Source organism: Reichenbachiella sp. 5M10, from assembly GCF_002742335.1.
In the GTDB taxonomy this organism is placed as follows: domain Bacteria; phylum Bacteroidota; class Bacteroidia; order Cytophagales; family Cyclobacteriaceae; genus Reichenbachiella.
Map to the genome: position 1 here is coordinate 1,612,308 of NZ_MDGR01000007.1, position 25,058 is coordinate 1,637,365.

General features: G+C 44.5%; 15 protein-coding genes. 11 read left to right on the forward strand and 4 right to left on the reverse strand.

The annotated features are described in order from the left end of the window. Position 1: 1 nt before the first annotated feature. The 10 genes from BFP72_RS06460 (at position 2) to BFP72_RS06505 (ending at position 17,778) form a co-directional block, all read left to right on the forward strand. Complete coding sequence (locus tag BFP72_RS06460) at positions 2-718, forward strand: LytTR family DNA-binding domain-containing protein (RefSeq protein ID WP_099598358.1); 717 nt, start codon at positions 2-4, stop codon at positions 716-718. 231 nt (positions 719-949) lie between these two features. Beyond that, on the forward strand, positions 950-2,662 hold the full coding sequence (locus BFP72_RS06465; protein ID WP_099598359.1) for an alpha/beta fold hydrolase: 1,713 nt from the start codon (positions 950-952) through the stop codon (positions 2,660-2,662). 361 nt (positions 2,663-3,023) lie between these two features. Then, positions 3,024-9,341: a cadherin domain-containing protein gene (locus BFP72_RS06470; RefSeq protein WP_099598360.1), complete on the forward strand. Its 6,318-nt coding sequence runs from the start codon at positions 3,024-3,026 to the stop codon at positions 9,339-9,341. A gap of 216 nt (positions 9,342-9,557) precedes the next feature. Further along, positions 9,558-11,477, forward strand: coding sequence for a tetratricopeptide repeat protein (locus tag BFP72_RS06475; RefSeq protein ID WP_099598361.1), 1,920 nt, complete (start codon positions 9,558-9,560; stop codon positions 11,475-11,477). Positions 11,478-11,587: 110 nt separating this feature from the next. Beyond that, positions 11,588-12,745, forward strand: coding sequence for a sorbosone dehydrogenase family protein (locus BFP72_RS06480; protein WP_255397165.1), 1,158 nt, complete (start codon positions 11,588-11,590; stop codon positions 12,743-12,745). Continuing rightward, entirely contained in the window at positions 12,742-13,395 is a 654-nt protein-coding gene (locus tag BFP72_RS06485) for an alpha/beta hydrolase (protein WP_099598362.1), read from the forward strand. The genes BFP72_RS06480 and BFP72_RS06485 overlap by 4 nt, the downstream gene beginning before the upstream one ends. 75 nt (positions 13,396-13,470) lie before the next feature. Beyond that, entirely contained in the window at positions 13,471-15,315 is a 1,845-nt protein-coding gene (locus tag BFP72_RS06490; RefSeq protein WP_099598363.1) for a M1 family metallopeptidase, read from the forward strand. Between the two features lie 37 nt (positions 15,316-15,352). Then, positions 15,353-16,576, forward strand: coding sequence for a DEAD/DEAH box helicase (locus BFP72_RS06495; RefSeq protein ID WP_099598364.1), 1,224 nt, complete (start codon positions 15,353-15,355; stop codon positions 16,574-16,576). A gap of 112 nt (positions 16,577-16,688) precedes the next feature. After that, positions 16,689-16,970, forward strand: a complete 282-nt coding sequence (locus BFP72_RS06500; RefSeq protein WP_099598365.1) for a hypothetical protein — start codon at positions 16,689-16,691, stop codon at positions 16,968-16,970. Between the two features lie 16 nt (positions 16,971-16,986). After that, on the forward strand, positions 16,987-17,778 hold the full coding sequence (locus BFP72_RS06505) for a LexA family transcriptional regulator (RefSeq protein WP_099598366.1): 792 nt from the start codon (positions 16,987-16,989) through the stop codon (positions 17,776-17,778). Between the two features lie 14 nt (positions 17,779-17,792). On the opposite strand, the gene BFP72_RS06510 is transcribed toward BFP72_RS06505, so the two are convergent. Continuing rightward, positions 17,793-18,959 carry a porin gene (locus tag BFP72_RS06510; protein WP_099598367.1) on the reverse strand — a complete coding sequence of 389 codons (1,167 nt, stop codon included), beginning with the start codon at positions 18,957-18,959 and terminating at the stop codon, positions 17,793-17,795. Positions 18,960-19,055: 96 nt separating this feature from the next. Continuing rightward, entirely contained in the window at positions 19,056-20,177 is a 1,122-nt protein-coding gene (locus BFP72_RS06515) for a Na/Pi symporter (RefSeq protein WP_099598368.1), read from the reverse strand. A gap of 176 nt (positions 20,178-20,353) precedes the next feature. Between BFP72_RS06515 and BFP72_RS06520 the strand changes: the two genes are divergently transcribed. After that, positions 20,354-22,054: a Na/Pi cotransporter family protein gene (locus BFP72_RS06520; RefSeq protein ID WP_099598369.1), complete on the forward strand. Its 1,701-nt coding sequence runs from the start codon at positions 20,354-20,356 to the stop codon at positions 22,052-22,054. Positions 22,055-22,106: 52 nt separating this feature from the next. On the opposite strand, the gene BFP72_RS06525 is transcribed toward BFP72_RS06520, so the two are convergent. After that, positions 22,107-24,179, reverse strand: coding sequence for a helix-hairpin-helix domain-containing protein (locus BFP72_RS06525; RefSeq protein ID WP_099598370.1), 2,073 nt, complete (start codon positions 24,177-24,179; stop codon positions 22,107-22,109). Further along, positions 24,176-24,991 carry a hypothetical protein gene (locus BFP72_RS06530; protein WP_099598371.1) on the reverse strand — a complete coding sequence of 272 codons (816 nt, stop codon included), beginning with the start codon at positions 24,989-24,991 and terminating at the stop codon, positions 24,176-24,178. The genes BFP72_RS06525 and BFP72_RS06530 overlap by 4 nt, the downstream gene beginning before the upstream one ends. Positions 24,992-25,058 lie beyond the last annotated feature (67 nt).

The following is a 25,058-nucleotide window of genomic DNA, read 5'->3' on the forward strand; positions in this document are numbered from 1 at the left end:
TATGAGTGAAAAACGAAGAGTATTGATCGTAGAGGATCAGCCGATTATTGCAGATGATATAGCGATTTGCTTGGAGCAAATGGGACATGAGGTGGTGGATATATGTGATTCGGCAGACCAGGCGTTGATGGCTTTGGATCAGCATGACATACAGTTGATTCTGTTGGATATCAAGATCAAAGGGGACAAAGATGGGATTCAACTCGCGCAGCTCATCCGCCAAAAGACAATGATACCTTTTGTATTCATTTCATCTCTATATGATAAAACCACGATCACTCGTGCCAAAAATGCCGAACCCTCTGGGTATATCGTCAAGCCCTTCAAAGATGAAGATATTCAAGTCGCAGTGGATATGGCATTTGCCAAAAATAAAATCGAGCGTGTGAGCAGACCTAATACAGAGCAACTCAATTTGTTCGTCAGGGAAAAGAATGCCATCGTACCACTAGATTTCAATCAGATATTGTACATAGAAGCATCGGACAACTATTCCATTTTTTATACAGAAGGAGACAAGCATGTAGTGTCTCAGACACTCAAGAATGTAGAGGAGAAACTCAGCAACCAGGGGTATTGCCGCATTCATAAGACCTTTCTGGTGAACTTGAGGAAAATCGACCGTATCGAAAATAGTGTGGTTTTTGTCGACGGCAGCCCGTTGCCTATTGGTAAGGTGTATAGAAAGTCCTTCATGGATCGTTTGACTGTGTTTTAGGGGCGTTTACTCACTGAATGTTCCGTTTGCCCCAATTTATTGGATAAGGATTCGTTCTGGATCTAATTTAGTGGAATATAGTCTTTTGCACCTAGTTTTGGGTTGGGTTGTAAAGTCTTAAAAACGAGAAACATAACCGCACTGATTCACGCCGTATTATACATGTAGCACAAGGTCAATGGCCCGCTACAGTTTTTTCTAGAGTGATCACCGTGCCGAACGATTGAGTAGATGAAGCCAGCAACACAATACACCAAGAGTGGGCATATCAATATAGCCTATCAAGTATATGGATCAGGGCCGATCGATTTGGTCTATATTCCTGGATGGGTTTCTAATATAGATTGGATGTGGGCATGTCCTGAGTTGGTTTATTTTTTCGAGGAGTTGGGCAAGTTTGCTCAAGTCATATTGTTTGACAAGCGAGGGACAGGGTTGTCAGATCGTATCGTAGAGCTATCAACCATCGAGGAACGAATGGATGATATCAGGGCAGTGATGGATGCTGTAGGTTCTCCGAAGGCCGTATTGTTTGGACACTCAGAGGGAGGCTCTGTATCGGCATTGTTTGCAGCGACTTACCCGAACCGAACGATATCTTTGATCACATTTGGCGTGTTTGCCAAACGAAGGTATAGTCCTGACTACCCATGGGCACCTACGGATGACGAACGTCAGAAAGTCTACGACATGATCGAAAACAGCTGGGGGAGTGGTGAAATGGGGTTGGAATCTCTCGCACCTTCGCAGGCCAACAATAAGGTTTTTATGGATTGGTTGGCTAATTATTTTCGATCTGGTGCTAGCCCAAGTGCCGCCATGGTGCTGACCAAAATGAATACAGAGGTGGATATTGTGGATATCCTAGGCTCTATCAAAGTACCTACTTTGCTCCTGCAGCGCACGCAGGATGTAGATGTCAAAATACAAGAAGGAAGATTTGTCGCAGACCGCATAGAGGATTCTATCTTTGTCGAGTTAGAAGGGAGTGATCACTTGTTTTGGGCAGGTAATACCGAAGAGGTTTTAGAAGAGATACGGGCATTTGTGACTCATGTGACACCAAAGAGGAATTATCAAAAAAGACTTCTTACCATCTTGGCTGGACGGGTTCTTCCATCAGAAGACATGAGTCATCAAGATATTGTTGGCCAATTTGTGACGCAGTATCGTGGCAGTATTATCCAATATGATCAAGGTGTTTTTGTTGCAACTTTCGAGGGGCCGAGTAAGGCGGTACACTGTAGCCTCGAACTACAAAAAGTATCGAAAGGTGTAGCGGTAGAATTGGCCATAGGCATCCATATTCTAGAAGGAGCAGTAGACGAAGCACGTTTTGTTCATGATGAAACAGTACTGTGTGTAAAGGAGATCATAAAACATACCGAGCCCAATCAAATATTGATCACACAAACGGTGAAAAACCTGCTCTCTGGGGCAGGTTTGAATGTCGTCCAACATGCGTCAATTTTTGAAACAGGTTCTAATGACAAATTGCAGCTGTTTAGCGTGATAGATCATTCAAGAATGGATTACAATCAAGACGACGGCAGAGTACACACTGTTCCAAAAAAAGGATTGTTTTTGGAGAATGTCTTACAAAGTATCGAAAGGCACATACATGATGAGGATTTTGGAGTAGAGATGTTGTGTAGCGAAGTAGGGGTCGGTGAGCGTCAGTTGCAACGAAAGCTCAAGGCCATTACCAACAAGTCTCCCAATCAACTGATCAACTCGGTACGACTTCATCGGGCCAAAGAACTGATTCTTGGTCGTCATGGTTTCAATATCACCGAAATCGCTTTTAAAATGGGGTTCTCCAACCCATCCTACTTTTCTAAATGTTTTAAGAAAGAATTTGACTTGTCTCCCTCAGAGTTGTTGCAAAGAGAAAATCAGTACGCGCCGGTTGCTAAAACCATAGCAGTATCAGATATGCTGTAAGTGAGAGGATTTCTATGTCGGAATTGTTAAAGGATTCGGCGGATTTGTGATAGTCCGTTAGTAGCTGATCACCCTAATTTTACTTCTATCAAATGTATTGAAAAATGAGAGTACTGGTTCATGTAAACTGAGCTGTAGTATGATAAAAATCAAGACCCACAACACAAAATCGTTTTGGTTGAATCCAGTGGATTTGGCTTTTGGGTGACTCTCAGAGTCACCCTTTTTTAAACGCGTAGTAGCGACAGCATGGAGGGCGTTTTTGTACGTCCTGAATGGTAGGCGCTATGGACTCCTTCATTTACAACAATTAACCAACTAAGATTTAAATAATGATCCATCTAAAATTATACAGACAGCTATGAAAAATTCATTTCTATCTATTGTCATGAGTCTCATGCTTTTTCAACCGCTATTGGCTCAAGAAGATTTTCAACCATTTGTCACCTCATGGAAACTCAGTGCTATTGATGAAAGTGTCACTATAGCACTGAATGCGAGTTTTACCTATGATTTTACCTATGCATGGGTACATGAGGGGGACACTATATCTGACGGTGCACATCAGTCGGTAGATGGTGATTTTGCTACCGTTTTTTCGGCGGCTGACTTCTCTGCTTTTGGACTTACTGAACCTGATACTGTTGAGCTATACATCGCAGGTGTATTTCCTCATCTCACAGGCTATACCAAGGCCCAATTGGTGGATGTAAATCAATGGGGGGATATTGTCTGGGGAAGTTTCAATCAAACCTTTGCAAATTGGGGAGGAAGGACATTCTCAGCTACTGATGCGCCCATTTTGAGTAGTGATGGGGTGAGTTTTTTTAGGATTTTTCGGCAATCAGGTAGTTTCAATGGAGATCTCAGTCATTGGGATGTAAGCAACGTTAGTGCTTTTAATGAGGCGTTTCAAAGTGCCAGTTCTTTCAATTCCGATCTAGGCTCTTGGGAGTTGTCCAGGGTCACAAATTTCGGAAATTCTTTTAATGGAGCCAGTAAGTTTCAAGGGCATGGTTTGAGTCAGTGGGATGTGAGTCATGTGACTAGGTTTAATAGTGCTTTTAATAACACAGATATTTCATCCACTACGTACGACGATATTTTGATCAGCTGGTCTCAATTGGCTTTGCAGAGCAATGTGACTTTATCTGCGAGTGGTACTCAATATTGTTCGGTACAGGCAGAAAATGCCAGAGCCGTTCTTATCAATGATTTTGGTTGGACCATAGGGGATGCTGGGGCAGCCTGTTCTGATGAAAGCGACATAGTAGCGTTTGATGTCACGAAACAGCTAAGTTGTGAAATCGATGCAGAAAATCATACCGTGACGGTAACAATAGCCAAAACGGATGACCGCACCAGTTTTTCTCCAGTGATTGCTACCTCTACAAATAGTCAAGTTTCTCCAGCTAGTGGAGAACTGCAGGATTTTTCGGCGCCCGTTATCTATACAGTGACTGCAGAAAATGGTAGCGAGCAGGAGTGGGTCGTGACGATCGAAAATGCCATACTTCTCAGTACCGATACTGACATAGTGCAATTTGATTTGGTGCCAAATGAGGGGGTGGCTATGATCGATCATAGCAATTTTACTGTACAGATTATTCAAGACAATTTGATAGAGGACATTACGCCAGATATCCAATTGTCTCCAGGTGCGTCCGTTTTTCCGGCGATAGGAGAGACGATCAGTTTGACGGGTAGTGATGTCATCGAATACACCGTGACAGCCGAGGATGGGGTTACCCAGCAAGTGTGGCAGGTGAGCCGATTAGATTTTTTGCCATTTGTTAGCAGTTGGGAGGTAGAGGATGAGCCTATTACACTGCTTTTAGATGATGCGTATGCATATGATTTTGTGTACCTCTGGTATGAGGGTGGGAGTTTGGTGAAGAAGGGGCGACATAGTAGCGAGAGTGGAGATTTTGTTTCAGACTTACCTCCTGGAGACTATCGTTTACAGATTTACCAAGAATTTCCTCACTTGATCGTAGAAGCTGATGCGATGGACTATTTGCTAGATGTATCTAGTTGGGGAGATGTCGTGTGGGGAAGTATGCGTGGGAGTTTTGAAAGCTGGGGTGGAGAGCGTTTCACGGCAACCGATGTGCCAGATCTAAGCCTCGTTTCGGATATGACAGAGATGTTCAAGGATGCCAGAAATTTCAATCAGGATTTGGCCATTTGGAGTATTGGTCATGTGAGCGATATGACAGGTTTGTTTAGTCAATCAGGGATGTCTTTGTTCAATTTTGATAAGACCCTAATCGGCTGGTCCGAACAGGAGGTTCAAGCGAATGTGAATTTAGGAGCAGCTGGATTGGTCTACTGCCGTGGGGAAGAGGCTCTTGCCAAACTGCAAACTGATTTTGGATGGGCAATTGTTACGGAGGGGCAGTTATGCCACGATTTTTGCTCTGGAGCCATCACCGTTTCTATTGGAGAGACAGTATCTGGTAATACGACGTTTGCCACCAATGACTCAAATGTAGCTTCCGATTGCGGATCCAATATTGTAGAAGATGGTGACGATGAAGACAGGTCAGTCGGTGTCTGGTATCGCATAGTAGGTAATGGAGAGACTATTACACTAAACACTTGCAACGGAGGGTTGTATGATTTTGATGATACGAGTTTGAGCGTATATACTGGGTCGTGTAGTGCAGGGCTACAGTGTTTTGCAGGCAATGAAGATGGAGAGCAAGAGGGTTGTGGTGCTAGTGGGTATTTGGCTAAACTAAGTTTCAACTCGCTAGTAGATGAGGAATATTTTGTTTTAGTAGATGGCTATGGGTCGAGTAGGGGAGAGTTCGATCTTGCGGTATCAAGCCAGCCTACCAGCCCTCCCCCCGCCAATGACAACTGCGAGGGAGCAGAAGTGCTGACGGTATTTGCAGAGGGAACAGGGACTCCTACAAATGGAACCAATACGCATGCGACAACAGCTCCTGAACCTCAAGGATGTGATCAGTACGGGACTGTCAATGATGTATGGTACCGATTCAATTCGGGAACTAATGTAGAGGTGTCCGTTACGGTTGCATTGACGGATACTGATGTTGACGGGCCACTGGTAGTGGCAGAATCAATCCAAATTGACGGATATGAAACATGTGGTGGAGAGTCCTTAGATATATGCGAGAGTGAAGGAACTTTCTCTATGGAGGTAGTGCCTAATACCGACTATCTGCTGCAGTTATGGAACGGGATTGATAGAGAAGGCACATTTACCATTCAAATCAATGACGGCCCCAATACCGCTGCTACGATCGATGATGTTGAGGTGTCGTTGAGTCGCTTTGCTACCAATGGCAGTGTAGTAGAAACGGTCATCGCGAGTGATGAGGAAGGGCATGACCAGCTATATAGTATCACTCAAGGGAACGATGAAGGTGTTTTTGCCATTGACCCAAATACAGGAGAGATTACGATAGCCAATGCTTCGGCACTGCAGGCATCTGCGAGTACCAGCTTTGTACTGACTGTGGGTGCCGCTGATCAAGGCCCAGGGGCATTGACTTCTGCAGGTAGTGTCACTATAAATATAGTAGACAATGAGTTTCCTGCAGTAGCGGATCAGCAGATCTCACTGGATGAAAACTCAGAGAATGGTACCGTAGTAATACAAGTAATCGCCACCGATGATGGCGAGGTAGATTTTACGATAGTAGGTGGAAATACTGGTCAGACTTTTGAGATGAGCTCGACGGGAGAAATCACTGTCCATGCGTCAGAGCATTTGAATTTTGAGCAACTACCAGTTTTTGTCCTAGAGATAGAAGTCACAGACCAAGATCTAGAATTACCTCTCACGAGTACTGCGAGGATTACCATCAACCTAAAGGATATCAATGAGTCACCAGTAGTTCACGATGCGCAATTTAACATTGGTCAGAGCAGCCCCAATGGGTTTGTGGTAGGGGACATTGATTTCGATGATGAAGACACGGATCAGTCACATGTGTTTTCTATTGTTGCAGGGAATGATGCTTCTATTTTTGGAATAGACGAAACCTCAGGTGTGTTGACGATTGCAGACAATAGCAATCTTGTGGCGGATGTAGACTTTGTACTGACGGTAGCAGTTGCCGACAATGGTAGCCCAGCCCTCTCTGGGACTGCTACAGTGGAGGTCACATCATTTTCCAATACAGTCCCTGTCATTTCTCCACAGTTTTTTGGTTTGGAAGAAAATGCTCCAAATGGCACAGTGGTAGCTACAGTAGAGGCTACTGATGATGACGGAGATGGACTTACATTCTCAATCGTCGGAGGTAGTGGCATGGGGATATTCTCGATAGACACAGATGGGGAGTTGCAAGTGACTGATCAAGATGAATTAGACTTTGAAGCCCAGTCATCTTTTGACCTTCGAGTGAGAGTGACAGATGATGGGCTCGGAGGGTTGTTTGCCGAAGAAATCATTACGATCAATTTGACAGATGTCAATGAAGCACCTGTTGGCTATGATATTAGTTCAAACATGAGTGCATTTGTAGAAAATGGGTATGTGTTAGGTGCTTTGTCTGTCACGGATCCTGAGAATGATGCTCTCACCTATACTTTCGTTTCGGGAAACGAAGATGGGGTTTTTGCCTTGGACGCGAGCACAGGGATAGGGACAGTGGTGGATGCGAGTAAGATTGATAGTGAGAGTACACCGTATTATGACTTGCGAATAGAGGTGAGTGATGGGGTCTATGTGATACAAGTAAGAGTAGTGATCCGTGTGTTTACCAATGCATATCCAAGTCTGCTTGTTACAGAGTTTGATATTGACGAAACTTCAGCGTTGGGCTCTATCGTTGCAACTTTGAGTTCGGATGATGTAGACGGGATATCAGCGTATGATATAGTTTCGGGCAATGAAGAGGAACTTTTCTTTATGAATAGTGAGACGGGAGCTATTATGATTGACAAGGCTCTAGATTTTGAAGCTATACAGCAAGTTGTCTTGGGAGTCCGAATTACCGACAATGGCTTGGGTTCTTTGGAAACCATTGAGAATGTGACAATTTCGATCAATGATGTAAATGAGTTTGCTCCTCAGGTTACTAATGTCGCACTAAATGTGCTGAATGAAAACTCGGTATCTGGTACGCAAGTAGGTACTGTCACGTGTACAGATGACGATATTTTTCAAACCTTGAGTTATGCCATTATTGCAGGAAACACCGACGAAGCATTTGCAATAAATAGCGATGGGCTGATAACCGTAAATACTCCATTGGCATTGGATTTTGAAACCAACCCTACATTCACCTTGACAGTTGAGGTGAGTGATGATGTAGATCCAGTCAGAACCATTGAGACAGAGGTGGTTGTTAGTCTTGGAGATGTCAATGACGCACCAGTATTGGCAGCTATTGGAGAGCGTTCAGGTATTGTAGGAGGTGTTTTGAGTTTTACAGTGACGGCCACAGATAGTGACGTGCCGGCCAATACGTTGACCTACTCTATAGATTCAGGTTCTGAAACCAAAGGGATGAGCATAAACCCAGCTACAGGAGTGTTCAATTGGACCCCTGTGTCCACCGATGTAGGCGTACATATGCTGCAAGTCACCGCAAGCGATGGTGTACTTGCTGATACAGAATTGATATCTATTGTAGTATTGAACAATGAGACAAATATTCTTTCATTCACTATGAATGAAGAGACAGGGACCTCCACCCTCAATACAACAGAGCATACAGTGACAATTGAGGTAGAGACAGGGACAGATGTGAGTGCACTGACTCCTTCGTTTACTTTGTCTGCAGGCGCGACGAGTGACCCCGCCAGTGGTACAGTGGTTGATTTTGGCAGTGCGGTGACCTATACCGTGACAGCCGAAGATGGTACTACTACTCAAGATTGGGTCGTGACCGTGACCGAAGCAGCAGAGTTGAGTCAGGAGGCAGCTATTTTGAGCTTTGCGTTGACGGAGCAAACAGGTGCTGCAGTTATTGATGCTACGAATCACACGGTTGATGTCGAAGTTGCCATTGGTACAGACGTGAGTGCACTGACTCCTTCGTTTACTTTGTCTGCAGGCGCGACGAGTGACCCTGCCAGTGGTACAGCGGTTGGTTTTGGCAGTGCGGTGACCTATACCGTGACAGCCGAAGATGGTACTACTACTCAAGATTGGGTCGTGACCGTGACCGAAGCAGCAGAGTTGAGTCAGGAGGCAGCTATTTTGAGCTTTGCGTTGACCGAGCAAACAGATGCTGCAGTTATTGATGCTACGAATCACACGGTTGATGTCGAAGTTGCCATTGGTACAGACGTGAGTGGATTGACTCCTTCGTTTACTTTGTCCGCAGGTGCGACGAGTGATCCTGCCAGTGGTACAGCGGTTGACTTTAGCAGTGCAGTGACCTACACCGTGACAGCAGAGGACGGAGTGACTGCATCGGACTGGGTAGTGCGAGTGACTCAGACTGAAGTACTAGGCATGGGGGAAGACCTAGGTTGGAGTTTTTTCCCGAATCCAGTTCACAACATCCTCCAAGTGAAAGCCGATGAAGTCGTTACGGTTTACATGATGAGTTTGAGTGGTCGTAGGGTCCTTTCTGAGCAGAAAGGGACTGATATTGAACTTGATGTGAGTGGATTAGAAATGGGAGTGTACTTTTTGATGATCCAAAATGAGAAGAGAACCGTTGCGCATAAGATACTCAAGGGTAAATAGGGTTTTGTAAGGGACGTTGTACAACCGTCTAATGCATATTTCGAGAATAAGCGTGGCTTTTTAGTCACGCTTTTTTTGTGTTTCACTAGGAAAGTGTCATGCCGTTGTTTCGTGCCGTATTATGTGCCACCTTAAATTGCCAAAATCACTGTATGTATTTATAAGATAGTAGAGTATGATTAATTTTGTTTTCATACCTAAGTAAATGCTATCTAGATGAAAAAGAAGTTGTTCCTCTTTTGGGTGATTGTACTTGGGCCGTTTGGGATTGCCATGGCTCAGGTCAATATGACCAAATACATAACGAATGACATGTTTGATACACAGCCAGTCTTTGATTTGGAAGACTTGGAGGAGGAAGAAACTGAGTCAAAGTCTTTTATTCAGTTGGAGATAGATAAGGGTATGAAGCTGTGGGAAGAAGGAGAGTTGGACGATGCGATTGCTTTATTTGAGGCGATGACTGAGTCGTACTCAAACTTTTCGCAGGGGTATTATTGGATAGGATCTATATATCTGGACAAGGAGGATTGGGTCGAGGCACGCCAAAATTTCAACTTGGCTATCAAAGAAGATCCTTTGTTTTACGAAGCCCGTTATATGCTAGGGCTGATTTCGGTGTATGAAGGGGATTATAAAGAAGCCAAAAAAGAAATGGAAGTGTTGGTCAATATCCCAGCCTATGCCGCTCAGGGCTACCACGGTTTGGCTATGATCGCTACGGATCAACGAGAGTACACTAGGGCATGGAGTATGTACAACAAATGTTTGAAAGAGGATTCGTTGTTTAGGGAAGCCTATTTGCCGATGGCATCTTTGGATCTTCAGTACTTTGGCAATTGGAAGCGTGCACTCAAGCGACTGAACCAAGCAGTATCCATCGATTCGATGTGGCAAGAAGCACGTATCTCGAGAGGACTACTGTCTCTCATGACTAAGGGCGGCATAGATCAGTTTACTAAGGACCTAGAGGTGCTCATCCGACAAGCACCTGACAACTATCACTACAGGTCCATCAAAGGGTATCTGAATATAGAGCTGGAGCAGTACTCCGAGGCGGTTCACAGTTTCTATCAAGCTCTGAGTATGGAAGTTGATTCTCTGAATACAGGGAAGTACAAGTTCAATACAGCGTTGAAGAAAAATCAGAATCTACAATCCGCTCTGAGTTATTACTTTCGTGAAAACGTGGAGTTGAGCGATTCGACACGGAGGTATATCGATCGGGGTATTTGTGAATTCATCGAAGGTAATCACAAACAAGCTCAGGTTTATTACGCGACCGCAGCAGGTCGGCAGCCACATGCGGTGATAGATATGCTCAAGGCGATTCAGTTCCAGTCCATGTGGGGCAAAGACAAGGAGGCTATCTTGAGCTATACCGCAGCGATCGAAAAGGACTCGACGATCTATGCTTGTTATTTCAACCGGGGAGGGCTTTACCTCAGCCTACAGCAGGACAGTCTCGCGATGGCTGATTTCAACCAACTGATTCGGTTGGACCCTCGGGCAAAAGTAGGGTACAAGAATCGAGCGAACCTCAGGATGCGACGAGGGTTCAGTGCCAAGGCTTACCAAGACTATACGGTAGCGATCATGTTGGATTCTACAGATAGTGATTTGTTTTACAACCGAGGGTATTGTTTGTTTACTCACGCGGAGTTTGATCGCGCCATAGATGATTTCAAAATGGCGATTTCTTTCAATGAGAAAGACGCAGATAGCTATTATTGGTGGGCGATGTGCAAATATAATCAGCAGGATACGTTGAGCACATTGGTGCTTTTGGACAGTGCTTCCAAAATTGGGAAGTACAACGACGACTATCACAAATACTTGCTGCAGTTGTCGATTGATTTGGAGAAGAAGGATTCGCAAGAGGAGGCTTTGAATCGACTGGTGAAGTACAACGGATGGAAGTCAGAGTATCGCTACGATAGAGCCAAATTTTATTACCATGAGGGAGAGCTGGACAAGGCCCTCAAGGATTTGGAATATTTAATCAGAAGAGACAAAGGACAAGGCGGATACCACTATTACAAAGGAATGATCCTCTCTGAACAAGGAAATCAAAAAGGAGCAGAACGAGCCCTGATGAAGTCTCAAAAACTAGGGTATAAAGAAGAGAAGGAGTGAATGGAGGATGATTTGGTCCTAAACCTGTCTTTTTGGGCAGCTCTTGATCGATCCATGACTATTTGGAAGGATTCGGGGTTAATATTGTGTTATAACTACTACTACAAGATATGAAAAATGTATTTGCATGGATGACCGTATGTGCTAGCTTGCTTGCAACAGTAGCGTGCTCTTCAACCGAGGACAACAAAGAACCAGAAACTAACGAAGAAATAGAAGAACCGACAGGGCTCCTTGCTAGTCTGCGATTGCCTGAGGGGTTCCAAATATCGGTTTATGCCGATGATGTCAAAAATGCTCGATCAATGGCGATGAGTCCAAGTGGCGTGCTCTATGTAGGCACACGGGACGAGGGGAGTGTCTATGCTCTCGTTGATACGGATGATGATGGAGAGGTCGATCAGAAGTATGTCCTTGCAGAGGGACTCAATATGCCCAACGGAGTGGCCTTTCGAGACGGAAGTCTCTATGTGGCGGAGGTCAATCGCCTCACTCGTTTCGATGGGATCGATGCGAAGCTAGACAACCCCGGGCCGGGCGTGGTGATCTACGATGACTACCCTACGGACCAGCATCACGGATGGAAGTACATCGCGTTTGGTCCTGATGGCAAGCTCTACGTTCCCGTCGGAGCGCCTTGCAATATCTGCGAAAGCAAAGACGAAATCTACGCCTCCATCACCCGCATGAATCCCGACGGGAGTGATCGTGAGATCTATGCTTCTGGCGTACGCAACTCGGTCGGTATCACTTGGGATGCAGAAGGTGCCCTATGGTTTACAGACAATGGTCGTGACCTGCTCGGGGATGATATGCCTCCCTGTGAGCTCAACAAGGCAACCCAAGCAGGGCAGCACTTTGGCTATCCCTATTGTCATGGAGGTGATATCGGAGATCCGGACTTTGGGTCGAGGTTTCCATGTTCGGATTTTGTCGTACCTGCACGCAAGCTCGGCCCACACGTAGCACCATTGGGATTGAAATTCTACACGGGAGACTTGTTTCCTACTGATTATCAAGGATCGATCATCATCGCCGAGCATGGCTCATGGAACCGCAGCAAGAAAATAGGCTATAGACTCATGCAGGTCAAGGTAGAAAATGGCAAAGCCGTATCCTACGACGTATTCGTCGACGGCTGGCTCGATGAAGAGGAGCAGGAAGCCTGGGGTCGCCCTGTAGATGTCCTCGTGCTAGAGGACGGGTCGATACTCGTCTCTGATGACAAGGCTGGTCAGATCTACCGCATCACCTACACAGCGCCATGATTGGTACACGTCAGGTGTCATTCGAGACGACAGCTCCCTATCATACGCTTTATGAGCTGACAGAGGATACACAGTATGTATGGATCGTATGTCATGGCTATGGGCAGTTGTCGGAGCGTTTCGTGAGGCAGTTTCAGGTGCTTGACGCAAAAACAAACTTCGTGATCAGTCTACAGGGCTTGTCTCGATTTTATCTGCCTGGACATCAAAAGGTAGGGGCTAGCTGGATGACCAAGGAAGGGAGAGAGGAAGAACTCTTGAATCAGTCGCAGTATTTTGCGGCGGTGCTCAAGGATTGTTTGGATGGGCAGGATTGGATGGATTATAAGGTCAATCTCCTAGGTTTTTCGCAGGGAGCTTCTGCGATATGTCGTTTGGCGGCTCATTCACGACTGGACTTTGCTCATTTGATATTGTGGGCGGGGAGTTTTCCATCCGAACTGAGCCCAGAGAGTTTTGCACACCTCTCCGAGGGCGCACGTGTCTATGGGGTACTTGGAAGCGAGGATAGTTACTATACGCGGGAGTTGTTTGGGACAGAGGTGTCTCGTCTTTCTGCCGCTACGGGTTGTATACCTGTAGAGGTGACTTATGATGGAGGGCATGAGTTGCGACGGGATGTGCTGAGTACTCTTGTTTCCAAATTTTAAATTTACCGTCCATCAAAATCTCATGGGTAGGCCTACCTGTAGGTGTTATTTTGCCGAAGCATTAAAAAAAAATCAATGATGAGGATTCTAAAAATATGGATGATGGTGTTCTTGCCAACCCTAGCGATGGCACAGGATAGATGGCAACAGCGTGTAGAGTACAAGATGGAAATTGAGATGGATGCAGAAGCCAATCGCTTTACGGGCGTGCAAGAGCTCAAGTATTTCAACAATTCTCCAGACACACTTGACAGAGTATATTATCATTTGTATTTCAATGCCTTTCAGCCAGGCAGTATGATGGATGTGAGGAGCAGGACACTGCCAGACCCAGATCGCCGTGTGAAGGATCGTATTTATCACCTCGATGAGGAGGAGATTGGCTTCCACCACATCCAGTCTCTCAAGCAGGACGGAAAAAAACTCGACTATACTATTGATGGTACAATCATGATTGTCTACTTGCGCAAACCAATACTGCCAGGAGCTACGACGGTGTTTGATATGACGTTTGACAGTCAAGTACCGTTGCAGATACGTCGTACCGGTCGTGACAACAGCGAAGGGGTTCGTCTCTCGATGGCACAGTGGTATCCTAAAATGGCGGAATACGACCGTAGTGGATGGCACACGCATCCCTACATCGCCCGTGAGTTTTATGCCCCATGGGGAGATTTTGATGTCAAGATATCTATAGACAGTGCCTATACTGTAGCAGCCACAGGCTTGCTCCAAAATGCCGGCCAGATCGGCAAGGGCTACAGCGATGCGACGCCTTCAAGCTCGCGATTGACCTATCATTTCAAAGCGGACAATGTACATGACTTTGTCTGGGCAGCTGATCAAGACTATGCGCACGATATCGTACAGATGAGAGAGGGGTTGGTGTTCCATTATTTCTACCAAAAGGATACGTTGGTCGATACCTGGAAGGGGATGCAGACATACATCAAAAAGGCCATGCCGTTCATAGAGGAGCATTTTGGAGCATACGGTTATTCGAGCTACTCGGTCATCCAAGGAGGAGACGGGGGGATGGAGTACCCGATGGCGACTCTCATTACAGGACACAGAAATCTCGGTAGTCTGGTCGGGGTGACAATCCACGAAATGATGCACAGTTGGTACCAGATGATGATGGCGACCAACGAGAGCTACTATGCATGGATGGACGAAGGGTTCACGACGTATGCGTCTAATTTGACAATGGACTACTTGTTTAACCCAAACTACCCCAAAATGAACCCGCATGCTGCCAATATGCGAGGCTATCGCCGATTGGTTGAGTCAGGAGCCGAAGAGCCTTTGACGACACACTCAGATATGTTTAGTACCAATGCTGCGTATAGTACGGCTGCCTATTCCAAGGGAGCGATCACTGTGCGTCAGTTGGAGTACATCGTAGGTACTGAAAACCTCCAAGCAGGTTTGCTACAGTATTATAAGCAGTGGAGATTCAAACATCCAGATATGCTTGACTTCCAAAAAGTCATAGAAAAACAAAGCGACATTGAACTGGATTGGTATTTTGATTTTTGGGTAAAAACTACCAAGACAATTGACTATAGTATCAACCAAGTCTATGCACAGGACCGCAAGACACACATACAATTGGAGCGCATTGGAGAGATGCCGATGCCTGTAGATATCAAAGTGACTACTCAGTCAGGAGACGAAAAGTGGTACCACATTTCTCTCGGACTGATGCGTGGGGCCAAACCGATAGCCAAGGGAGCAGAGCAGTTGACCAATTGGCCGTGGGTGTATCCCTATTATTCGTTTGAGATAGACATGCCTTTGTCCGAGATTGCCAAAATCGAGGTAGACCCTTATCAATATACCGCAGATATGAATACCGAAAATAATGTTTATCCCCTCAAATCATCAACTGTAGAATTAAAAGGTGTAATTCAAGAATAAGACGTAGATTTGACATTTACCAAATCATTGAGATAAATTGAAATTTAAAGAAGTTGGCATCCAGAGCCCTGTCCTAGAGGGGATTGAGGCAATGGGTTTTGAGAACACGACGCCCATTCAAGAGAAGGCGATCCCAGTCATATTGGAAGGAAAGGATTTGATTGCCTGTGCACAGACAGGGACAGGGAAGACCGCAGCGTTCCTTTTGCCGACCATTCAGCAGATTCAGAACCAGCAGAGTCACGGATCTATCGACGCATTGATCATCGTACCGACGCGTGAGTTGGCTATTCAGATCGATCAGCAGATGCAAGGACTGGGGTATTTCGTAGACATCAGCTCGCTTGCCATCTATGGCGGAGGAGATGGCGCGTCATGGGATGTGCAGAAAAAAGCATTGGTCAATGGAGCCAATATTATCATTGCTACGCCAGGTCGATTGATTGCTCACCTCAATCAAGAGTATGTAGATCTATCCAAGGTCAGACACTTTATCCTCGATGAAGCTGATCGTATGCTTGATATGGGGTTTTATGATGACATTAAGAAAATCATGGAAGGCTTGCCTGTCAAAAGACAGAACTTGATGTTTTCGGCAACTATGCCTCCCAAAATGCGGAAATTGGCCAAAGAAGTACTCAACGAAAACCCTGAGGAGATCAATATTGCAATATCCAAGCCGAGTGAAGCAATCGTACAGGCAGCATTCATGACATACGATGGGCAGAAACTGGACTTGATCAAACACTTGCTTACCGCAAAACCTTTGGATAGTGTCTTTGTCTTTTTGTCCAAGAAAACAGAGGTCGATAGAGCAGCAGCAGAAATACGAAAACTTGGTATCAATGCTGCACCAATACACTCTGGATTGGAGCAATCCAAAAGGGAGACCGTCTTGCAGGATTTTATCAACAAGAAAATCAACGTCCTTGTAGCAACTGATGTAATGAGCCGTGGAATTGACATCAAAGGTATCGACATGGTGATCAACTACAATGTCCCTGGTGATGCAGAGGACTATGTGCACCGTATCGGACGGACAGGTAGAGCTGAATCCAAAGGGATCGCCTTTACATTCGTCAATGAAGACGATATGTTCAAGTTTAGTAAAATAGAGGAATTGATAGAAAAGGAGATTCTCAAAGTGCCCCTGCCACAACACATAGGAGAGGGCCCCGTGTACAATCCCCAATCGAGTGCTAAAAATAAAGGCAACGGAGGGCGTCCAAAGCGTGGGTTTTCAAATAGAAAAAAGAGATAAGCTAAAATAATTAGTATTACTTTTTGTTTGCTAAAATTTATAGTCTAATTTTATTGTCATTATTAGCTGATAATACCTTTTGTGTATCATTAATTGACAAAAAAAATTAGCAATGGAAGAATATCACGTAGGAGGAGACTATAAGTTGAGGTTGTCCTCCAAAAAATTGAAGTCAGGGAAATGTCAAGTGAAGTTTCATGCTTCGCTGGAAACGAAAAAGAACATGTATGGGTATGTATTGGCAGATTCAGGTGAGACTTTGCGCAATGTGGTAGAAAAAATCTACTTGCGTTTGGATCAGTTCAAGAACAAACGAAACGCCCATCATATCAATTTGTATTCTATTGGTCAGCACTGCAGCAAAGACAATGGAATCATTATGTTTGATGCTTGATCCTAAGAGATAGAATATGGAAGTGGCTAAACTGAACGAGAATATCAAATACCTAAGAAAGAAGTTTGGGTATACGCAGGAGACATTCGCTGTAGCGATAGGAATCAAGCGGTCACTCGTAGGAGCGTATGAGGAGGGTAGAGCTGATCCTCGCCTTGCTAATCTGCTGAGAATGTCAGAACTTTTTAATGTAAGTGTGGACACGTTGATTAGTCAAGATGTGTCCAGTCTGCCAGAGGATGAGTTGTATATCCGCAATCAAGAAGCGAAGGTGTTGTCCATCACTGTAGACAGTGAGGATAATGAGAATATCGAATTGATTCCTCAAAAAGCATCGGCGGGATACTTGAATGGCTATGCTGATCCCGAGTATATCGAAAATTTACCGAAGTTTCAGTTGCCTATGTTGCCTCAGAATGCTACGTATCGAGCTTTTGAGATCTCAGGGGATTCGATGCTGCCATTGTTGCCTGGTACGATTATTATCGGAAAGTATATTGAGCGTGTCTCGGATATTAAGAATGGTAAAACCTATGTCTTGCTGAGCAAAGAAGAGGGTGTGGTGTATAAGCGAGTGTTCAACTATGTGGATGAGAATGGGATGCTGTTTTTGGTCTCAGACAACAAGACATACTCTCCCTACCAAGTAGAAGCCAAAAACATCATTGAGGTGTGGGAGTCCAAGGCCTTTATTAGTATTGATTTTCCGGACCCATCTACAGCCGTGCCAGAGATGAATATCAGTGAGCTCACGGGTATTGTCGCCAATCTTCAAAATGAAATTGTAAAGCTGAAGGAAGGGAAATAAGAAAGGGTGTTGGGTTAGAATCCTATTTCTGCCTGGCACATGAATAACAATTCATTTGCTCCTCCATGGTTTTGGATATAAGAAGCACTGCTTTGCAATTTTAGTGTATGACCTGAGATATACTTGGAGAGATTGAGTGTGATGATTTCTGAATCTGGGGATATATCTACACTTTTGGGTCTATTGATGACGTATCTTCCTGCAATCTCTATGTTGTTTTTGAACAAGTAGCCTGTGGAGAAGTTGAAAGCCTCACCCATGTAGAAGTAACGTTGACTACCTAGCTCATCTAGACCAAAGGCAGGCCCGTTGGCTATGCGTCTATTGGCATACTCTGACATGATACTGAAGCCATGATACTTGAACATCAGGTCTGCATACCAACTGCTGATGTCTACATGTGTATCAAGGAATCGTCCCAATTGTCCTCTTTCTCTGTTGTTGTTGTCATTGAAGTCATAAGTGATGCCCACGGATAGTTTTGGTTTGGGCTCTCTCATCAAATCTCCTCCAAAATAATCTCCTTTCTTCTTGAACTTTCCAAAGGGTAGGAACTCTATTCGTGCCGTGTAATCATATCCTTGGATATTGGAAGCGGTGACGTTTCTTCCTTCTCCCATGGAGATAGAACCAATCTCTCGAACTACCCAGTCACCTATCTCGTGTTCGTGGTGGAGTTGTAGGCCCATGTCCCTATCTAGGTTATAAAAGGCGTTGAGTTCACTACGCTCGGTGAACTGCATGGCTCCCGAAGAAATAACCCTTTCGCGGTTGCCGGGGAGTTTGGTTTGTCCTGCCCAGAGTACCCAGCCTTCTTTGAACTCCCATTTTAGTACAGCATCCAATACTATATTGGCCGCACCACTGTTCTCATTGTAGAAGTTTCCTTGGTCTCTATTGGATAATCCAAGCTCAATTTTATATTGGATCGTAGGATCGTAGATGAATCCTTTGAACTTGATTCGGTACCGTCTGATGAGAAAGTTGTCGGTGTAGGAGTTGTCATCCAAGTTGACTACTCCAGAGTAGCGCGACTGAAACCGTAGGTTTATTTGTGTACTAAAAGATGAATCTGCAGCAGTGAAACGCAAGCCATTGCCGAGTTTGCTACCTAAAAAAGTTTGTGCATGTGTAGACATAGTGATGCCAAGAAACACCACTCCCAAAACTAATAATCTCATTTTCTGAATATGAATTAAGCTGCAAGATTACATATTTCTATTCACAATGAGGTAATGATTACTTAACCTAAAAGAAACATAAGAGATAAGAAGAGCCTATTGGAAGGTCACGATCTTGTCTAAGAAGATCAAAGAGAGTGGCAAAACGAAGAAGATAAATAAGATGTAAAAGAAGCCAACTACTTTGTATTGCATGGTCATCATGCCGAATTTACGTGCATAAAGTATGGGTAGGGTTTTGAGTATGGGGATGATCAGGAATATGATAGCGCCTATGGCATTGAATAAGAAATGTACCAATGCGATATTCATAGCAGCTTCAGATTTGTTGAGCGCGGCTATGAGTGCAGTGATGGTTGTTCCTACATTGGCCCCAACGATGTAGGGGAAAAGTTTGGCTATTTTGATTTTTTCGGTAGCGCCTAGCGGGACGATGATAGTGGTTGTGATTGAGCTAGATTGTATCACAGCTGTCAGCACAGCCCCTAAGCTGAAAGCATTGAAGTTGTTTTTGAAAAACACCTCTTCAAATTTTTCTTGAGCCGTGCCAATGAGCCTGTTGCTAATGGTCTTGGATATTATTTTGATCGAGAGCAATAGGCTGAGCGTAGAGAGGATGATTAGGATGGACTTGTATTCTATGATTTGTATGAGGTAGTTGTTGATAGTGTCAAATAACCCGAGGTTTTTGGTCGTAGTGATATATTGCTGTGAGGTGTGAATACCTAGCAGTGAGGTGATGTGTAGAGATAGGTTGGATAGAATTTGATATTTCCACTCCAGTGGGAATAGGATGATCACAGTCATGATGTTGAAAAAATCATGCATGACACCTGTAGCTATGGCATTTTTAAATTGTTTGTTGTTGGTAATGTAGGAGAGTGAGACAATGGTGCTAGTCAAGGTTGTTCCGATATTGGCTCCCATGATCATGGGGACGGCATTTTGTATAGAGAGACTACCAGATGCTACGATTGCTACGATCAGCGAAGTGCTTGTCGAACTGCTTTGGATGACTGCCGTGATGAAGATGCCAATGAATAGGCTGACAAAAGGATTGGCAATGACTTTGAGTAAGCTAGAGACAGTGTCGCTACTGATGATGTGAAAAGCTTCAGTCATCAGGTCTAGAGACCAAAGAAATATAAACAGAGCAATTGCTATACTGAATACGAATTTTAGAATGCTGGCTGTTTTGATTTCTTGTTTTTTGTCCATAAAGAAGCGCAAAATTATACTAAATAGACGGTATGAATATTACGTAATTGTTAACAATGAAAGAGTATTCGAAGGAAGGTAAGGGGATATATTAATATTTACTTAAAATTGAGCAAGTGAATTATCAATACATTTGCAGCATTTATAAATCGAACATAGAATTTAACTAGAGCAAGGTGGAATACGGTTTTTTTGATATTTTGGAATTGATTGGAGCACTTGGGTTTTTCATTTATGGAATGAAGGTCATGAGTGAGTCAATTCAAAAAGTGGCGGGAGATAAGTTGAGGGGTGTCATGAGCTTGATTACTTCCAATCGTGTCAGTGGTGTTTTGACGGGTTTTCTAACCACAGCGATCATTCAATCTTCGTCTGCTACCACAGTGATGGTAGTCAGTTTTGTCAATGCAGGTTTGCTCAAATTGCGTCAAGCGATCAGTGTTATAATGGGAGCCAATATTGGAACTACTGTGACTGCCATTTTGATCTTATTTTTGGGTTTTTCTAAATTTAGTATTGCGCATTACACTTTGCCGATAATTGCGTTTGGCTTTCCCTTGTTGTTTGCCAAGAAGTCAGAGTATAAGTATTGGGGTGAGTTTTTGATTGGGTTTGCCTTGTTGTTTATGGGACTTGATGCGCTCAAAGGTGCCGTGCCTGACCTCAAGAGTAGTCCTGAGGTTTTGGATTGGATTACTTATGTCAATTCGTGGGGTTTTTTCTCGATCGTGATAGCGGTGCTAATTGGTACGATGCTTACCGTAGTGGTGCAGTCGTCCAGTGCAGCGATGGCGATTACACTGATATTGTGTGACAAGGGGTTGATTCCTTTTGATATGGCTGCAGGTATAGTATTGGGAGAGAATATAGGGACGACCATTACTGCCAATCTGGCGGCTCTGGTTGGAAATATACATGCTAAGCGAGCAGCGAGAGCTCACTTGCTTTTCAATGTTTTAGGAGTGCTTTGGATGTTGATTGTTTTTGGGTTTTATATCAATAGCATCAGTTGGATCATGGTGGCTATGGGACAAGGTGATCCGCTCGCAGATTCTCAGGCGGTGAAGTGGGGATTGACCTACTTTCACATTAGTTTCAATATCATCAATACCTTGCTGATGATTTGGTTTGTGCCACAGATAGAGAAGGCAGTGATCAAGATGGTACCGAGTAAAGATGATGAAGATGAAGAGTTTCATTTGGAATACATTGGAAGCAACTTGATGCGTACCGCAGAGTTGTCTCTGTTGGAGGCAAAGAAAGAGCTTTCTGTTTTTGGCAAGATTATCAAGAAAATGCATAATTACTCTGTAGAACTACTAGAGACAGATAGCCAAAAGAAAATAGAGAAACTACTGGTAAAGATCGAGAAGTACGAGCAGCATACTGATGATCTCGAAATTGAGATTGATGATTATTTGGTCAAAGTAGCTGAAGGTAGGCTGTCGGCGAGTTCTTCTGAAGAAATCAGAGCCTTTCTGAGCATCACCAGTGATTTGGAACGTGTGGCGGATATCATCATGAGAATGTCTAAAGACGCGAGCAAGAACGCCAAGAAGAAGTTCGAATTTACGAAGGATCAGAGTGCCAACCTGCACAAGTTGACGGAGCTGGTAGAGAAGGCTATCGCGATGATGCTGACTAACTTGAACAAACCGTATGCTGATGTGACGATGGAAGGAGCAAAAGAATTGGAGCATGCCATCAATGCAAAGACGAAGGAGCTCAATAAAGAGTATTTCAAGAAAATAAAAGAGAAGAATTACGACGTGAAAAATGGGGTGGCTTACCGCGATTTGATTTTCTCTTGTGAGAAAATCGGAGACCATTTGATCAACGTTACAGAAAGTCTATATGATTTGAAGGGACATCACTAAGGTCTGTTTTTGGACGAGAAGAATATAAAAGCCAATCGATTTTGATTGGCTTTTATAGTTTGTAGCGGATTTGAAATTTGATTTCGGATTGGGTGTTTCCAATGATTTGTTCGTTGGACGAACCGATAGAGGTAGTTTGATTATCGTAAAGGTAGCGACCGTATTTGGCCCATAGGGTAATCTTGCGTACAGGGGAGTATTGTAGCAAGATATATGTACGCGTACCTTGACCTGTGTAGGCAGGAATCGAAAAGGCATAGAGTAGGTCCTTTTCGTAGACATACTGTCGGTTTTCGTAATCCTCTGTGTCGAAGACGGCAAAACGGGTGCTGACCTTAAGTTTGGCAATTTGGATTGTCAGATCTTGCATGATGCTCACTCCTGTGCTTTGTTGTCCATCTTGGTCGAATGTACTGAATTGGACTCTAGACTTGAGGCCTATGTTGGGATGAACCTGAAAATCCAGATTGCCTGCTACAGATCGTTTGACTCCAGAGACGATTTTTTTGACATTCATGTTTTCCTGAGAGACAGTTCGCTCTTTGGATTGCTGACGATACTGGAGATAAAGCTTGGTGCTGCGCGAGGGGGAATAGGAAATTTTGGTGAGAAATTCATAGCCACTAGTAGGGGCCTCAGCACGGTACTTGAGCCAGGGGAATAGAAACCAGTCATAATAGGCAGTGATTAGCCAGCGTCTGGAAGGCGTGTATTTGAGTCCCCAATAAATTCCTTTTTCGTTGATGGTTCGTGCACCTTCGCCAAAACCATTGCCATAGAAGGTGTGGTAATCCTTGGCATAATCTCGATAGACTAGGCTGAGGGAGAGTTCGGGAGTGAGGCTGGACATGAGGCCTGCGATATAGGCTTGTCCTCCCGATCTGGATAGAGCGGCCTCCCCAAATAGTAGCATGTTGTGCCAATTGTAGTTCGCGAATATGCCGAGGTTATAATTGTGTTTTCCGTTGAATTCGAATTGGTTGTACAGCGTGGGGGTACGTTGTATGGGGATCGAGTAGTGGGAAGCGAGGTAGGTAAGTCCTCCTTGGAAATTTCGACCCGGTGCATTGTATGTGAGATTGATGCCGTAGGTAGTTTCGGTGATTTGTTTGCGTTTGTTCCATTCTGTACGGGTCCTGTGCAAGCCTGTAGAGAGTATGCTCGAGATGTACTCTTCGGGTTCATCTGTATCTGTAACGGAGACCGTGTTTGCGTCTTGGCGCATGCGCGAAATGAAGGGACTGATATCTATCTGTCTGGAGATAGCGTAGGTGAAAGCCGCACCGCGCATGAAGCCCGTTTCTAGTACAGAGCTGTAGGGCCTAATTCCTGAGTTGCCTCGTTTGACTGTAGTGATGGTTTCTGCACCTTTGCCTGGGTTGAAGCCTGCACCGAGGATGAGCCCTTGGCCAAATTGTGCCTGATAGTCTCCTAAACTGATGCGTTTGAATTTCCCTTTGTTTTCTAAAAATAAGTGGTAGGAATAGTAATCAAAGCCATAGCTGTGTTGTTGGTGGTTCCAATAGATTTTTTCGCCAGGATCCTTTTCGAACGTTAGACCAAGGCTATAGTCTTTGGAATGTCGACTCAGAAAACGCCCGTAGATTTGATATGGAGATCCCATGTATCTACCTGGATCGACTCGTTGATAGCCTTTTTTGTTTTCGACAGTGCGTCGGGCTCGGAGCAGTAGGTAGGTATTTTCGTTCTTTGCTACGCGCTGGACAAGACGTCCTTGCATGTGGTAGTCCCCAGGAGAGCGGACGACTACAAATGGGCGTATGTTGTTGATGGTTCGTTTGTCAAACCCATCAATTACTTGCAGTTCGTAGAGGGAGAGCATCGGGCCGTGTCGGTTTAGATAGTTCATCAATTCATTGATTTGACGAAGGTCCAACTGGTACAATCTGCTGAGTTCTGTTTTGGTGGCGCGGTTGAGATCGATAGGGTCAAGATAGAGTTGATAGAGCGATTCGTAGAGGTCTTCGTAGTTGATGTCTTGGTCCGGGACTTGAAACATCGTCTCGATGAAATTTTGGATGTCAATTTCAGGGCGTTTGGGTTCTTGCCCCGCCAGAGTGTGACCGACAAAACACAAGGAGCCGATGAAAAACCAGCGGATCATGGAGAACGACGGATGAGGTAGGCAAATGAGATTTGATGAATGTCTCCTAAATCAGGATGGATGCCAAAGGCATAATCAATTTTGAGCCTTTTGGGGCTAAAGCCCAGCCCAAAGTTGCTGACAAAAGGTTCTGTTTTGAATCCCATACGTAGGGAGAGCATTTCAATGACTTGGTATTCAACGCCAATTTTGAATACGAGAGGGTCGTCGAGGTTTTTTTGAACTTCTGTATTGAGCATGAGACTTTCATTGGGACGGTAGCTAAGTCCTGTTTTCATGTAAGTAGGTACTCGTTCGTTGACGTTGATCGATGCTTGGTTGATGTTGGAGATGTGTGCCCCGAAGTAGAGTTGTTTGGAGATCTCAGCTATGCCTCCAAAGTCAACCATGTAGTGATGTCGTGTACCGTTGGATTCCAAACTGAGCTGGTAGTAGCTGAGGTTGAGTCCCAAACTGACTATTCCCAAGCGATAGCTGTACCCAAGGTTGACTCGCTGTTCGTGTAGTGATTGATTGCCATAGCGGTATGCACCCACCCCAAGAGTTCCATGCCAAAGAGGTGAGCAGAGACCCGCAGCAATACTGGAGAGTTCTGACAAACCGTAGAGGTTGCGATATGTGCCGAAGACGGTCAAGTCATGAGTACCTGTCAGTGCTCCAATGTTGTTGAAAAGAGCCCATTCGTCTTCGATGGTGACACTGGATTCGGCGAGGGCTGCTGATCTTGCGCCGATGGCGTAGTTTCCGCTTTGCGCCAAACAAGGTTGTGCAAGTGTATAAAACACGAGCAGGGCAAGGTGGTTGGTTTTCATGGTTATCTAAAATAGTCGATATTCTCAACTTTTTCAAAGATCAATGTCTCGAATATTGTTAATATTT